Source organism: Pseudomonas lini (assembly GCF_030812475.1).
Classification (GTDB): domain Bacteria; phylum Pseudomonadota; class Gammaproteobacteria; order Pseudomonadales; family Pseudomonadaceae; genus Aquipseudomonas; species Aquipseudomonas lini_A.
In genome coordinates, this window is the sequence record NZ_JAUSSR010000010.1 from 259,750 (window position 1) to 273,591 (window position 13,842).

At 59.5% G+C, this 13,842-nt stretch carries 12 protein-coding genes and 4 tRNA genes; 9 read left to right on the top strand and 7 right to left on the bottom strand.

Annotation, left to right across the window (positions count from 1 at the left end):
* The first annotated feature begins 4 nt into the window (after positions 1-4).
* Positions 5-406, top strand: a complete 402-nt coding sequence (locus J2W17_RS20510; RefSeq protein WP_307338359.1) for a type IV pilin protein — start codon at positions 5-7, stop codon at positions 404-406.
* Between the two features lie 54 nt (positions 407-460).
* A complete protein-coding gene (gene thiO / locus J2W17_RS20515) occupies positions 461-1,561 on the top strand; it encodes a glycine oxidase ThiO (protein WP_307338362.1) in 1,101 nt (366 codons plus the stop codon).
* Between the two features lie 142 nt (positions 1,562-1,703).
* Here thiO and J2W17_RS20520 read toward each other — a convergent pair whose 3' ends face one another.
* The 4 genes from J2W17_RS20520 to J2W17_RS20535 form a co-directional block, all read right to left on the bottom strand.
* The gene (locus J2W17_RS20520) at positions 1,704-3,050 is read right to left on the bottom strand and encodes a sigma-54-dependent transcriptional regulator (RefSeq protein WP_307338364.1); all 1,347 of its coding nucleotides are present in this window, start codon (positions 3,048-3,050) and stop codon (positions 1,704-1,706) included.
* Positions 3,047-4,636 (bottom strand): sensor histidine kinase, encoded by a 1,590-nt coding sequence (locus J2W17_RS20525; protein WP_307338367.1) that lies wholly within the window; start codon positions 4,634-4,636, stop codon positions 3,047-3,049. Before J2W17_RS20525 ends, J2W17_RS20520 begins: the two co-directional genes overlap by 4 nt.
* Positions 4,626-4,859: a PP0621 family protein gene (locus J2W17_RS20530; protein ID WP_307338370.1), complete on the bottom strand. Its 234-nt coding sequence runs from the start codon at positions 4,857-4,859 to the stop codon at positions 4,626-4,628. The genes J2W17_RS20525 and J2W17_RS20530 overlap by 11 nt, the downstream gene beginning before the upstream one ends.
* A gap of 175 nt (positions 4,860-5,034) precedes the next feature.
* Positions 5,035-6,057, bottom strand: coding sequence for an outer membrane protein assembly factor BamD (locus tag J2W17_RS20535; protein ID WP_307338373.1), 1,023 nt, complete (start codon positions 6,055-6,057; stop codon positions 5,035-5,037).
* Positions 6,058-6,208: 151 nt separating this feature from the next.
* Here J2W17_RS20535 and rluD point away from each other — a divergent pair, with 151 nt between their 5' ends.
* The 7 genes from rluD (at position 6,209) to J2W17_RS20570 (ending at position 11,432) form a co-directional block, all read left to right on the top strand.
* Positions 6,209-7,171: a 23S rRNA pseudouridine(1911/1915/1917) synthase RluD gene (gene rluD, locus J2W17_RS20540; protein ID WP_307338377.1), complete on the top strand. Its 963-nt coding sequence runs from the start codon at positions 6,209-6,211 to the stop codon at positions 7,169-7,171.
* Positions 7,168-7,887, top strand: coding sequence for a peptidoglycan editing factor PgeF (gene pgeF / locus J2W17_RS20545; protein ID WP_307338381.1), 720 nt, complete (start codon positions 7,168-7,170; stop codon positions 7,885-7,887). Before rluD ends, pgeF begins: the two co-directional genes overlap by 4 nt.
* 163 nt (positions 7,888-8,050) lie before the next feature.
* Positions 8,051-10,615 (top strand): ATP-dependent chaperone ClpB, encoded by a 2,565-nt coding sequence (clpB, locus tag J2W17_RS20550; protein ID WP_307338383.1) that lies wholly within the window; start codon positions 8,051-8,053, stop codon positions 10,613-10,615.
* A 402-nt stretch (positions 10,616-11,017) separates the two neighbouring features.
* A tRNA-Asn gene (locus J2W17_RS20555) sits at positions 11,018-11,093 on the top strand.
* Between the two features lie 9 nt (positions 11,094-11,102).
* Positions 11,103-11,179: transfer RNA gene (locus tag J2W17_RS20560), tRNA-Pro, on the top strand.
* A gap of 5 nt (positions 11,180-11,184) precedes the next feature.
* Positions 11,185-11,260: transfer RNA gene (locus J2W17_RS20565), tRNA-Lys, on the top strand.
* A 95-nt stretch (positions 11,261-11,355) separates the two neighbouring features.
* Positions 11,356-11,432 (top strand) — tRNA-Pro (locus tag J2W17_RS20570).
* A gap of 119 nt (positions 11,433-11,551) precedes the next feature.
* On the opposite strand, the gene J2W17_RS20575 is transcribed toward J2W17_RS20570, so the two are convergent.
* From J2W17_RS20575 to J2W17_RS20585, 3 genes are all read right to left on the bottom strand, one after another.
* Positions 11,552-11,953: an HvfA family oxazolone/thioamide-modified RiPP metallophore gene (locus J2W17_RS20575; RefSeq protein ID WP_307338386.1), complete on the bottom strand. Its 402-nt coding sequence runs from the start codon at positions 11,951-11,953 to the stop codon at positions 11,552-11,554.
* Between the two features lie 332 nt (positions 11,954-12,285).
* Complete coding sequence (locus J2W17_RS20580; RefSeq protein WP_307338389.1) at positions 12,286-13,584, bottom strand: NAD(P)/FAD-dependent oxidoreductase; 1,299 nt, start codon at positions 13,582-13,584, stop codon at positions 12,286-12,288.
* Positions 13,585-13,644: 60 nt separating this feature from the next.
* Positions 13,645-13,818: a DUF3094 domain-containing protein gene (locus J2W17_RS20585; protein ID WP_307338391.1), complete on the bottom strand. Its 174-nt coding sequence runs from the start codon at positions 13,816-13,818 to the stop codon at positions 13,645-13,647.
* Between the last annotated feature and the right edge of the window lie 24 nt (positions 13,819-13,842).

Here is a 13,842-nt window from a genome sequence, read left to right on the forward strand (position 1 = left end):
AGGCATGCGCAGAACCAACCGAGGTTTTACCCTGATTGAAATCATGATCGTGATTGCGATCATCGGGATCGTCATCACCATTGGCTACCCGAGCCTCACCGAGTACGTGAAGAAAGGTCGCCGGACCGAAGTGGCGGGTTTGCTCTCCGAACAGGCGCAGATTCTCGAACGTTTTTATTCGAAGTCGAATGTCTACACCGCTGCCACCGGCCTGAGTGCGGGCAATGATTTCTACACGATCACTGCGGCCCTGGCCGATCAGACCTTCAAGTTGACGGCTGTGCGCAAGGCCGGCAGCGCCATGGCGACGGACAAGTGTGGGGATTTCACCATCACCAATACCGGCGTCAGAAGCATGGAAAATGCTGCAGCTGGCGTGACCACCAAGAATTGCTGGGGTCGCTGAATTCTTTTTTGGGCGCCTTTTCGCCCTCTGTCTATTTAACGGTTGGATCAGAACATGACCAGGCAACAGCAAGTGGTGATTGTCGGTGGCGGCGTAATAGGGTTGCTGACGGCATTCAATCTCGCCTCCGAAGCGCAGAGCGTTGTATTGCTGGATCGTTCGAATGTCGGACAGGAGTCCTCCTGGGCCGGTGGCGGTATCGTTTCGCCGCTCTATCCATGGCGCTACAGCCCGGCGGTCACCGCGTTGGCCCATTGGTCCCAGGACTTTTATCCGCAGCTGGGCGAGCGGTTGTTCGCGGCGACCGGCATTGATCCGGAGGTGCACACCACCGGCTTGTACTGGCTGGATCTTGATGATGAAGTCGAGGCGCTGGCCTGGGCCGAGCGGGAAAACCGACCGTTGCGGGCTGTGGATATCTCGGCGGCCCACGATGCGGTGCCAGTACTTGGTGTCGGTTTTTCCCGGGCGATTTACATGGCTGATGTGGCCAATGTGCGCAATCCGCGGCTGGTGAAATCCCTCAAGGCTGCGTTGCTGGCGTTGCCGAACGTGACGATTCATGAGCAGTGCGAAGTCAGCGGGTTCATCCGTGAAGGCGCTACTGTCGTCGGGGTGCAAACCACGGCGGGCGCCATTCGCCGCGATCAGGTGGTTCTGACGGCTGGCGCCTGGAGCGGGGATTTGCTCAAGAGCCTGGGTCTGGACCTGCCGGTGGAACCGGTCAAGGGACAGATGATTCTTTACAAATGCGCGGCGGATTTTCTACCGAGCATGGTCCTGGCCAAGGGGCGCTATGCGATTCCTCGGCGCGACGGGCATATTCTGGTTGGCAGCACCCTGGAGCATGAAGGTTTCGACAAGACCCCAACCGAGTCGGCCCTGGAAAGCCTGAAGGCGTCAGCGGTGGAATTGATCCCGGCATTGGCGGAGGCTGAAGTGGTCGGGCATTGGGCCGGGTTGCGGCCGGGTTCGCCGCAGGGCATTCCTTTCATTGGCCGGGTGCCCGGCTTCGAGGGCCTGTGGCTCAACTGCGGGCATTACCGCAATGGCCTGGTATTGGCACCGGCGTCGTGTCAGTTGTTTGTGGATGTGATGGTGGGGCGTGAGCCGATTATTGATCCGGCGCCATATGCGCCTGAAGGGCGGATCTAGGCGCGGGATTTTCGGTGACTGTCAGATCGTCATCGCGAGCAAGCTCGCTCCCACAGGATTCGAGGTCACTCCCGATTCTGTGTTCACAGAAAATCCCTGTGGGAGCGAGCTTGCTCCGGGCGGCGTTCCGACGATGGGGCCCTTAATCCAGTCCCAATTTCTTCAGCCGATAGCGCATCGACCGAAATGATAGATTCAACCGCTGAGCCGCCGCCGTCCGGTTCCAGCGGGTTTCCTCCAGCGCCTGGAGGATCAGTTTGCGCTCGACGTTTTCCAGATAATCTTCCAGATTGTCGATCTGCGTCAGGTCCGGCACTCCGCCTTCCACGGCACAGTTGCCGTCAGCCAGGCGCAGGTCGCCGGCTTCGATCTGTTTGTTCTCACATAGCGTGTGAGCCCGTTCGAGCATGTTCTCCAGTTCCCGCACATTGCCCGGAAAACGATAGCTTTTCAACGCGTCGAGCGCGTGTGGATGGAGTCTCGCCGGGGGCTGCCCGCTACCGGCTGCCAGCCGTTTGAGAACATGGGTGGCCAAGGTCTCGATATCGTCACGCCGCTCGCGCAGGGACGGAACCCGCAACTCGATCACGTTCAGCCGATAGTACAAGTCCTGGCGAAAGCGCTCGGCGGCGACTTCAGCGTCGAGGTCTTTGTGGGTGGCGCAGAGGATGCGTACATCCACCACGGTTTCCTGCTGGCCACCGACACTGCGCACCGCTTTTTCCTGAATCGCCCGCAACAGTTTGACCTGCATCGCCAGTGGCAAGTCAGCCACTTCGTCGAGGAACAGCGTACCGCCATGGGCTGCCTGGAACAGGCCGGGCTTGTCTTCGAAGGCCCCGCTGAAGCTGCCTTTGCGGTGACCGAAAAACTCGCTCTCCATCAATTCCGAGGGGATCGCTCCACAGTTCACCGGGATAAAGGGACCGTTGGCCCTGGGTCCCTGCTCGTGGATCAGGCGCGCGACCAGCTCCTTGCCGCTGCCCGACTCGCCGCTGATGTACACCGGGGCCTGGCTGCGGGCCAGTTTGTCGATTTGTTTGCGCAGGCTGCGCATGGGCAACGAGTCACCCAGCAGTTGCCGATCGACGGTGCTGCTGGCGCCGCTCGGCGCGGTCAGGCGCAGGGCGCTGGTGACCAGTTCGCGCAGGCGGGAAAGGTCCACCGGTTTGGTCAGGAAGTCGAAGGCACCGGCCTTGAGTGCATTGATCGCTGTTTCCAGGCTGCCATAGGCCGTAATCATTGCCACCGGTACCTGTGGATGGCGTTGCTGAATGTATTGCACCAGCTCCAGGCCGGTGCCGTCCGGCAGACGCATGTCGGTCAGGCACAGGTCGAATGTCTCGCGCGTCAGCAGAACCTGGGCTTCGCCAAGGTTGCGGGCGCTGAAGGTGTCGAGCTTCATTCGTCCCAGGGTGATTTCGAGGAGTTCGCGGATGTCCGGCTCGTCGTCGACGATCAGGACTTTTTGCCGTGGGCTTATGTTCAACTTTGTTTCCGTCCGTGAGCAAAGGTGATACGAAAGCAGCCGCCGCCTTGGCGTGGTTTGAAGTCTAGGCGGGCCTGGTTGCTTTCGCACAGCTCACGGGACAGATAAAGTCCAAGCCCGGTCCCTTGGGTGCTGGTGGTGAAGAACGGCTCGAACAGCTTTGCCAGGTGATCCGGTGCCACACCGGCTCCATCGTCCCGGACCTCGAGAATGGGCAGCTGACTGTCGCGGTCGACAAACAGTTCGAGCCAGACCTGCGCCTGGTCGTGGACCTGAAGGCTATGGCGCCAGCCGTTGCGCACCAGATTGTCGACTATCTGGGTCAGCTGGTTCGGGTCCATCAGGGTTTTGAAGTCTCCCGAACCTATGTGCAGGTGAATCTGCTGGCGCCCGGTCGCGCCCTCTCGGGTTTCGGCGACGAACCGTTCCAGCCAAGACTTCAGGTCGAGCCGTTGCGGCACGGTCTGTTGCCGACGGGACAGTTGCAGGACGTTTTCGATTACCCGATTCATTCGCTGAGAGTGGTCTTGAATAATCTGGATCAGACGTCGATCCGCGCCATTGAGTTCCTCGGATTCCTGTAATAGCTGCGCGGCGTGACTGATGGCGCCCAGTGGATTGCGGATTTCATGGGCGATGCCGGCTGTCAGGCGGCCGAGGGCGGCAAGTTTCAATTGTTGGGCCTGTTGGGCGATCTGGGCGATGTCTTCGAGGAATACCAGAGTCTGGTGGTGAGGGCTTTGATCCAAGGCAATAAAGCTCGGTTGCAGCTCCAGGCCACTACTGTCGACTTTAACGCTCTGGGGGCGCAGCGTCGGATTGTTGCGCCACAGTTGCAGGCGTTCGACCAGGGCGGGCGAATGATCATCGATAAGATGGCCTTCTAGTCGGTCCCGACCCAGCAGTGTCAACGCGCTGTGGTTGGCCAGTTGGACCTGTCGCTGGTCGTCGAGCACCAGGATGCCGGTGCGCATGCGTTGCAGGATCAGCGCATTGAGGGCTTCAAGGCCGACCACTTCGCTGGCCCGTTGCTCGGCCAGGCTTTCACTGACTTCCAGGCGCCGGGTCAGGCCTTGTACCAATAGAGCTGCGGCGAAGCACAGGGCGCCCAGGGTGCCGACCTGAAGGTAGTCGTTGGGGCTGGTCTGATGGCTGAAGCTTATCAGCAGGCTCAGCCCGACGATGCCGAGCGCGCCAACAGCGGCAATCAGCAAGCCGATACGCCGTCGCAACAAGGTGTTGCTGATCGCCACCGACACGATCAACAGATTGCCAATGGCGCTGGCCACGCCGCCGCCAGCGTAGAACAGGGCGCACAGCAGCAGCACGTCGGTCAGCGCCAGAATGAACAACTGCGCCGGGCGGCGGGTGTTCTCAAGGAACACCACCAGCAGAATATTGAGTACCAGGTACACCCAGCTGCCAGTGCGCAGCAGGTTGTCATTGGCGAACTTCAACAACTGGTTGTCCATGTTGCTGGAGATCAACAACACCAGGGTGAGGCCGACGCTTAAACGGTAAAGATGATAGAGGCGCAGCAGTCGCTGGGCTTGTTTGCTGCCGGGACTGGACGTCTCAGCGATCACTTGAACCCGGGCCTTGCTCAAGGTGAGCCTGGCTGCAATACCACTGTTGTTGAAGGTTCAGCGCGCGATCCCGCGGCAGGTGTACGCCGCAATGGGCGCAACGGACCATCGGCGCTGCTTCCAGCTCGGCGGGGGACTTGGGGGTGGACGAAGAAGCCTTGAACTTGCGCCAGAGCCATACCGCAGCGGCAATCAGGGCGATCCAGAACAATAAACGAAGCATGGCGAGCTGCTTTAGTAGCTAATGATCAGGCAGTTTAGCAAGGACCTGACCTGCGCACAGCCTGTAGGAGCGAGCTTGCTCGCGAAAAACCTTTAGACGACGCGTTTACTCAGAAGAAACGCGTCATCGTTGACGCCCATCGCGAGCAAGCTCGCTCCTACAAATTCTGCGTATGTCAGTCGAACACGCCGAAGGTCATGTAGCTGAACCACGAGCGGTCGCTGTTGTTGGCTTCGGCTTCGGGTTCCTCTTCTTCGATCACGTCGCCATCTGCATCTTTAGGCTTGAGATCGCTTGGAATCGCGTCCTTGGCTTCCTGATACTGCCTCTGCACGTCCTGGTTGGCGCGGGTTTCGCCCGGCGGCAGCGGTGGACGGGACTCGATCAGGCCCAGGGTGGCCTTGCTCAACCACGAACGGTTGTCGGCTTCGTCGACCGAAGGCTTGAACTGACCGTCGACCAGGCTTGGATGGTTCGGGTAGTTGAGCTTCAGGGTTTCGAGGCTGGTGTTGGCCAGTTCGTCCAGGTGCAGACGCTGGTAGGCCTCGGTCATCACCGCCAGGCCGTCACCGACCGCCGGGGTTTCCTGAAAGTTTTCCACCACGTAGCGCCCACGGTTCGCGGCGGCGACATAGGCCTGACGGGTCAGGTAATAGTCGGCAACGTGAATTTCGTAAGCGGCCAGCAGGTTGCGCAGGTAAATCATGCGCTGCTTGGCGTCCGGCGAGTAGCGGCTGTTCGGGAAGCGGCTCGTCAGCTGGGCGAACTCGTTGTAGGAGTCGCGAGCGGCGCCCGGGTCACGCTTGGTCATATCCAGCGGCAGGAAGCGCGACAGCAGGCCGACGTCCTGGTCGAAAGAAGTCAGACCCTTGAGGTAATACGCGTAATCCACGTTCGGGTGCTGTGGGTGCAGACGAATGAAACGCTCGGCCGCGGACTTCGCGGCCTCGGGCTCGGTGTTCTTGTAGTTGGCGTAGATAAGCTCGAGTTGAGCCTGATCAGCGTAGCGACCGAACGGATAACGCGACTCCAGTGCCTTCAGCTTGGCTGTGGCGCTGGTGTAGTTGTTATTGTCCAGATCGTGCTGAGCCTGCTGGTACAGCTCGACTTCGCTAAGGTTTTCGTCTACGACTTCCTTCGATGAGCAAGCAGCGGTCAATGCGAGGATGGCGATCAGCAGCAGGTGTTTCACTTGCATGGCGGCTTGCGTCCCTATGACGGCCGCTGTCTTGGGCGGGGCCGTCCTGTTATGATGAGCGCCCCGATGAATAGCTTCGGGGCAAAAGACGCCGTATTTAACCACAAGCGCGCAGCCGAAACCAAAAGCTGTGCCGACGCCTAGTCTGAGCATGTCCGATAAAATTGAACTTCGCGCAGAGGTGCCGTCCGAATTGGGCGGCCAACGCCTCGATCAAGTCGCCGCACAATTATTCGCTGAGCACTCGCGCTCGCGCCTTTCCGCCTGGATCAAAGACGGCCGCCTGACTGTGGATGGGGCGGTTATCCGCCCGCGAGACATCGTTCACGGTGGCGCCGTACTTGAGTTGACTGCCGAGCAGGAAGCTCAGGGCGAATGGATCGCTCAAGACATCGAGCTGGACATCGTCTACGAAGACGACGACATCCTGGTGATCAACAAGCCTGCGGGCCTGGTGGTGCATCCGGCTGCCGGCCATGCTGATGGCACCTTGCTCAACGCCTTGCTGCACCACGTCCCGGACATTATCAATGTGCCCCGCGCCGGTATCGTGCATCGCCTGGACAAGGACACCACTGGTCTGATGGTGGTGGCCAAGACCATTCAGGCGCAGACGCAGCTGGTGACACAGTTGCAAAGTCGCAGCGTCAGCCGGATCTACGAATGCATCGTGATCGGTGTGGTCACCGCCGGCGGCAAGATCAATGCGCCGATCGGTCGTCATGGCCAGCAACGCCAGCGCATGGCCGTCATGGAAGGTGGCAAGCAGGCCGTCAGCCATTACCGCGTGCTCGAGCGTTTCCGCTCCCATACTCACGTGCGGGTCAAGCTGGAAACCGGTCGTACGCACCAGATTCGTGTACACATGGCCCACATCAACTTCCCGTTGGTCGGAGATCCTGCCTACGGCGGCCGTTTCCGCATCCCGCCGGCAGCCAATGTGACCATGATCGAATCGTTGAAGGCTTTTCCGCGTCAGGCCCTGCATGCGCGGTTCCTGGAACTGGATCATCCGACCACAGGTAAACGCATGAGTTGGGAGTCGCCACTGCCTGACGACTTCGTCTGGTTGCTGACACTGCTCAAGCAAGACCGCGAGGCGTTCATCGGATGAGTGAATGGCTGATTCCTGACTGGCCTGCGCCGGCCGGGGTGAAAGCCTGCGTCACCACCCGTGCGGGCGGCGTCAGTCTGGCGCCGTTCGACAGCCTTAACCTCGGCGATCACGTCGGCGACAGCCCCGAAGCCGTGGCCGAAAACCGCCGCCGCCTCACCGAGCATTTAGCAATTCAACCGGCCTGGTTGCAGCAGGTTCACGGCATTGCCGTGGCTCATGCCGACCCAAGCTTGGTGGCTGTTGCCGATGCCAGCTGGACGGCAACGCCCGGTATCGCTTGCGCGGCAATGACGGCCGATTGCCTGCCGGTGCTGTTCTGCGACCGTGCGGGCACGCGTGTCGCGGCGGCCCATGCCGGCTGGCGCGGGTTGGCGGCGGGCGTGCTGGAAGCAACCCTCGACAGCCTGGCCGTGCCGCCAGCAGACGTGCTGGTCTGGCTCGGTCCTGCCATTGGCCCGCAAGCCTTTGAAGTCGGCCCGGAAGTGCGCGAGACCTTTGTCCTGCAACTGCCCGAAGCCGCCGAGGCCTTTGTGCCGAGCCAAAATGCTGGCAAATTCATGGCTGATATCTATCAGCTGGCGCGTTTGCGCCTGGCTGCTCGCGGTATTACCGCTATCTATGGTGGCGGTTTCTGCACCGTGAACGATCCGCGCTTCTTTTCTTACCGCCGCAGTCCACGCACCGGTCGGTTTGCCTCCCTGGTCTGGCTTTAGTGCCCTGTCTCACGAGACAGGGCACAACGCTAGACTTAGCTGACCTGCATCAACATCAAGACGCTTGAATCTCCCAGAATCGACCACATCTATAACGGTATCTGGCAGGTTTCTTCATTCAGGATGTTTTATAGGTCCGGCCTGCTCAAAAGGAAGGTGACCCATGCGTATAGACCGTTTAACCAGCAAGTTGCAGTTAGCCTTGTCCGACGCCCAATCCCTGGCCGTCGGCCTCGACCATCCGGCTATCGAGCCGGCGCATTTGATGCAGGCCATGCTTGAACAGCAGGGTGGTTCGATCAAGCCGCTGCTGATGCAGGTAGGCTTCGACGTCAACAGCCTGCGTAAAGAGCTGACTAAAGAGCTCGATCAATTGCCGAAAATCCAGAACCCGACCGGCGACGTCAATATGTCGCAGGATCTGGCGCGCCTGCTCAACCAGGCCGATCGTCTGGCCCAGCAGAAGGGCGACCAGTTCATTTCCAGCGAATTGGTGCTGCTCGCCGCCATGGACGAGAACAGCAAGCTCGGCAAGTTGATGCTTGGCCAGGGCGTGAGCAAAAAAGCCCTGGAAAACGCGATCAACAACCTGCGTGGCGGTGAGGCCGTCAATGACGCCAATCACGAGGAGTCGCGCCAGGCGCTGGATAAATACACCGTCGACCTGACCAAGCGCGCCGAAGAAGGCAAGCTCGACCCGGTGATCGGCCGTGACGATGAAATTCGCCGGACCATCCAGGTGCTGCAGCGTCGCACCAAGAACAACCCGGTGCTGATCGGTGAGCCTGGCGTAGGTAAAACGGCGATCGCAGAAGGCCTGGCCCAGCGCATCATCAACGGTGAAGTGCCCGATGGCCTGAAAGGCAAGCGCCTGCTGTCGCTGGACATGGGGTCGCTGATTGCCGGCGCCAAATATCGCGGCGAATTCGAAGAACGCCTCAAATCCCTGCTCAACGAGCTGTCGAAGCAGGAAGGGCAGATCATTCTGTTCATCGACGAACTGCACACCATGGTCGGCGCAGGTAAAGGCGAAGGCTCGATGGACGCGGGCAATATGCTCAAGCCGGCACTGGCTCGCGGCGAGTTGCATTGCGTCGGCGCAACCACGCTCAACGAGTACCGCCAATATATAGAGAAGGATGCGGCCCTGGAGCGGCGTTTCCAGAAAGTCCTGGTGGACGAGCCGAGCGAAGAAGACACCATCGCGATCCTGCGTGGCTTGAAAGAGCGTTACGAGGTTCACCACAAGGTGGCGATCACCGACGGCGCGATCATTGCCGCCGCCAAGCTCAGCCATCGCTACATCACCGATCGTCAATTGCCGGACAAGGCCATCGACCTGATCGACGAAGCCGCCAGCCGCATCCGCATGGAAATCGACTCCAAGCCGGAAGTGCTGGACCGTCTGGAGCGGCGCCTGATCCAGTTGAAGGTCGAATCCCAGGCACTGAAGAAAGAAAGCGACGACGCAGCGAAGAAGCGCCTGGAAAAACTCCAGGAAGAAATCGCCCGGCTCGAGCGTGAGTATTCGGACCTGGAGGAAATCTGGAATTCGGAAAAAGCCGAGGTCCAGGGTTCGGCGCAGATCCAGCAGAAGATCGAACAGTCCCGTCAGGAACTGGAAGCCGCGCGCCGTAAGGGCGACTTGAATCGCATGGCCGAGTTGCAATATGGGGTGATCCCGGACCTGGAGCGCAGCCTGCAGATGGTCGACCAGCACGGCAAGAGCGAAAACCAGTTGCTGCGCAGCAAGGTGACTGAAGAAGAGATCGCCGAAGTCGTGTCGAAGTGGACCGGCATCCCGGTGTCGAAAATGCTCGAAGGCGAGCGCGACAAGCTGATGAAGATGGAAAGCCTGTTGCATCAGCGTGTGATCGGCCAGGACGAAGCGGTGATAGCCGTTTCCAACGCGGTACGGCGTTCGCGGGCCGGGTTGTCCGACCCGAATCGCCCGAGCGGCTCGTTCATGTTCCTCGGTCCGACCGGGGTGGGTAAAACCGAGTTGTGCAAGGCACTGGCCGAGTTCCTTTTCGATACCGAAGAGGCGATGGTGCGGATCGACATGTCCGAGTTCATGGAGAAACACTCCGTGGCTCGGCTGATCGGGGCGCCACCAGGCTACGTAGGCTATGAAGAGGGCGGTTACCTGACCGAGGCGGTGCGTCGCAAGCCTTACTCGGTAATCCTCCTGGACGAGGTCGAGAAGGCCCACCCGGACGTGTTCAACGTCTTGCTGCAAGTGCTGGAAGATGGCCGCCTGACCGACAGCCATGGCCGCACGGTGGATTTCAAGAATACCGTGATTGTCATGACGTCCAACCTGGGGTCGGTGCAGATCCAGGAGCTGGTGGGAGATCGTGAGGCGCAACGCGCGGCGGTGATGGATGCGATTTCCACGCACTTCCGGCCGGAGTTCATCAACCGGGTCGACGAAGTGGTGATCTTCGAGCCGCTGGCGCGGGATCAGATCGCAGGCATCACCGAGATCCAGTTGGGACGTCTGCGGGCTCGGCTGACCGAACGGGAGCTGAAGCTGGAACTCAGTCCGGAGGCGATGGACAAGCTGATCGCGGTCGGATACGACCCGGTCTACGGCGCACGACCGCTCAAACGGGCGATCCAGCGCTGGATCGAGAACCCGCTGGCGCAGCTGATTCTGTCGGGACGTTTCATGCCCGGCGATACCGCCAAGGGTGTCGTGGAAAACGACGAAATCGTTTTCGCCTGATCCGCTGTTGTAGGAGCTGGCTTGCTAGCGATGGTCGTCAACGATAACGCGTACTTCCTGGATGAACGCGGTGTCATTGAGTCCTTCGCGAGCAGGCTAGCTCCCACACAATCCGTAACTGAACAGCTCTGCTCTCATTGCGAGGCTTTTTTTCATTAGGTTGTTGAACTGAAAGGAAAAGGCTTGTAAAGTGCGCCCCGCAGTAAGTCGCTCCGAAGGGTTTCCGCTCCCCAAGCAGGAATCCAAAATAAGTTGCAAATCATTAACTTGAAAGCAATTTAGGGGGTTGACAGAGGTGCTGAAGATTGTAGAATAGCGCGCCTCAGACACACGAACGCAGCGATGCGAACGGGTCGAAGAGAACGCAGTAAAGCTTCACCGTTGTAAATTGAAATGTGTAGTTCCGTGATAGCTCAGTCGGTAGAGCAAATGACTGTTAATCATTGGGTCCCAGGTTCGAGTCCTGGTCACGGAGCCAATTTCAAGCCGGGGTATAGCGCAGTCCGGTAGCGCGCCTGCTTTGGGAGCAGGATGTCAGGAGTTCGAATCCCCTTACCCCGACCATTTTTGGGTCGTTAGCTCAGTTGGTAGAGCAGTTGGCTTTTAACCAATTGGTCGTAGGTTCGAATCCCACACGACCCACCATTTTTGAAACCAGTTAACGCTGGGATCAGATCTTAAGATCAGAGGCCAAAAGCGCTGATCGAAGAAGGCGCCTTTCTGAGGTGCCTTTTTTTTACCGGGGTATAGCGCAGTCCGGTAGCGCGCCTGCTTTGGGAGCAGGATGTCAGGAGTTCGAATCCCCTTACCCCGACCATATTAAAAATCCTCGTATCGAAAGATACGGGGATTTTTTTTTGTCTGCTGAAAAGCCGTGCACAAACCAAACCCCGCGTTCCCTGGAGGAAAGGCGGGGCGGGTTCGTTGCCTGAGGGCTTAACTATTGTCTTTCAGGTGCTCGAACAAGCCTTTCGGCATTTTCTTGCCATTGGCTTCGTAATTGGTCTTCACGTTATCAAAAGCCTCTTGTTCGTCGATCTGGCCGTCATGGTTGGTGTCGATCTTGTCGAAGTCAGCCTTGGGCGCCACTTTCAAGAACTCCGCGCGGGATACCTTGCCGTCACCATCGGTATCGGTCCGGGCCATCGATTCATCGCCACACTTGCCTTCGCCGCATTTGCCTTCCGGGGTTTTCACCACCTGTTCGGCCGAGGCCAGCAGATAGCCCTGGGTCAAAGGCTGTGAAGCGAACACGGAACCGGACAACATCATGCCGCCGGCCAGGACAGCACCGAGCAGGCCAAGGGTGTTCTTGCCGAGAGTAGGGGTACGGGACATTTGAAATCTCCTGGGTTGCACGACACAACCGTTCGATAAAGGGCGCCACGTAAATGCGGCGGTAAACCTGTGCAGGTGGGGGGCCTTGCTCGGGTGTGGTCATTTAGCGGGGTGGGTGTATCGCTACTGTGTCGCGCAAGGGGGAGTTTGTAAGCGAAGGGGCTGGATCGGGGGGAAAGATACAGTGAGACACAGACCTGTAGGCAGTGAGTAAAAAAATGTGGGAGCGAGCTTGCTCGCGATGGCGGCGTGTCTGGCGACATTGATGTCGACTGTACGGACGCTATCGCGAGCAAGCTCGCTCCCACAGGGAACGGGCTCTGCAGGAGGTATTAGTGCAACTTGAGCCGCGGCTCAGTCCCACGCCCGATCTTGCTGCCCAGCATCAGCATCGCCGTGCGAAACGCGCCATACAACGCCATCTGGTGCATGCGGTACAGCGACACATAAAACATCCGTGCCAGCCAACCTTCGAGCATCACGCTGCCGGTCAGGTTGCCCATCAAGTTACCCACAGCCGAAAAACGCGACAACGAGATCAACGAGCCGTAGTCGGTGTACTTGTACTCCGGCAGTGCCTTGCCTTCGATCCGCAGCTTCAGCGATTTGGCGAGCAATGAAGCCTGCTGATGCGCAGCCTGAGCCCGTGGTGGCACGTTGCGATCGGTGCCCGGCTGCGGGCAGGCCGCGCAGTCGCCGAAGGCGAAGATGTTTTCGTCGCGGGTGGTTTGCAGGGTCGGCAGCACTTGCAGTTGATTGATGCGGTTGGTTTCCAGGCCATCGATGTCCTTGAGAAATCCCGGTGCGCGAATCCCGGCGGCCCAGACTTTCAGGCTGGCCTTGATCACTTTGCCATCGGCGGTGATCAGGCTGTCGGATGTCACTTCGCTGACGGCGGCATTGGTCATCACATTGACCCCGAGTTTCTCCAGGGTTTTATGCACTGGCCCGCCAATCCGGTCCGGCAATGCAGGCAGCACCCGCGGCCCGGCTTCGATCAGGGTGATGTGCATGTTTTCCGGCTTGATCCGGTCCAGGCCATAGGCCGCCAGTTCATGGGCCGCGTTGTGCAGTTCGGCGGCGAGTTCGACCCCGGTGGCGCCGGCACCGACGATGGCGACGCTGATCTGCTCGACCGTGTCGCTTTGCCCGGCGTGCGCGCGCAGGTAATGGTTGAGCAATTGCTGATGGAAGCGTTCGGCTTGCTTGCGGGTGTCGAGGAACAGGCAATGTTGCGCCGCGCCCTGGGTGCCGAAATCGTTGGTGGTGCTGCCAACGGCAATGACCAGCGAGTCGTAGCCCAGTTCACGGGCAGGGACCAGCTCCACGCCGGCTTCATCATAGGTCGCGGCCAGCTGGATTTTCTTCTGGGTGCGATCGAGCCCGCTCATGCGCCCCAGCTGGAACTCGAAGTGGTTCCATTTTGCCTGGGCAACATAGTTGAGTTCGTCTTCGGAAGAGTTCAGCGAGCCGGCCGCCACTTCGTGCAACAGCGGTTTCCAGATGTGGGTCAGGTTCGCGTCGACCAGCATCACGCTGGCCGTGCCGCGCTTGCCCAGAGTCTTACCCAGACGGGTAGCCAACTCCAGACCGCCGGCGCCGCCGCCAACGATAACGATACGATGAGTCATGGGGATATCTCGCAAGGCTAAAAGAAATCGGTGCAATTACCCGAGCGAGCGCCAGGCAGCTCATAGCGTCAGGTAACTGATAAATCGGCTCAGCAGGCCCAGGCCAATGGTCACTGCCAATACCACCACCAGGAGCATCCACGGCCGAAATGGCCGGCGCTCGACTTGGTGCTGGGACAGCTGCAGGTACTCTTCGACATGCTTCTGGTCTTCGGGTTTCAGGCGGCTGGTCATTTTCGGGCCTCGTCAGGTAGACGT

Excerpts from the sequence above, each read along its gene's own strand:
- J2W17_RS20510 (WP_307338359.1), top strand. The coding sequence starts at position 5 with ATGCGCAGAACCAACCGAGGTTTTACCCTGATTGAAATCATGATCGTG.
- thiO (WP_307338362.1), top strand. The coding sequence starts at position 461 with ATGACCAGGCAACAGCAAGTGGTGATTGTCGGTGGCGGCGTAATAGGG.
- J2W17_RS20530 (WP_307338370.1), bottom strand. The coding sequence starts at position 4,859 with ATGCTTCGTTTATTGTTCTGGATCGCCCTGATTGCCGCTGCGGTATGG.
- J2W17_RS20535 (WP_307338373.1), bottom strand. The coding sequence starts at position 6,057 with ATGCAAGTGAAACACCTGCTGCTGATCGCCATCCTCGCATTGACCGCT.
- rluD (WP_307338377.1), top strand. The coding sequence starts at position 6,209 with ATGTCCGATAAAATTGAACTTCGCGCAGAGGTGCCGTCCGAATTGGGC.
- pgeF (WP_307338381.1), top strand. The coding sequence starts at position 7,168 with ATGAGTGAATGGCTGATTCCTGACTGGCCTGCGCCGGCCGGGGTGAAA.
- clpB (WP_307338383.1), top strand. The coding sequence starts at position 8,051 with ATGCGTATAGACCGTTTAACCAGCAAGTTGCAGTTAGCCTTGTCCGAC.
- J2W17_RS20575 (WP_307338386.1), bottom strand. The coding sequence starts at position 11,953 with ATGTCCCGTACCCCTACTCTCGGCAAGAACACCCTTGGCCTGCTCGGT.
- J2W17_RS20580 (WP_307338389.1), bottom strand. The coding sequence starts at position 13,584 with ATGACTCATCGTATCGTTATCGTTGGCGGCGGCGCCGGCGGTCTGGAG.
- J2W17_RS20585 (WP_307338391.1), bottom strand. The coding sequence starts at position 13,818 with ATGACCAGCCGCCTGAAACCCGAAGACCAGAAGCATGTCGAAGAGTAC.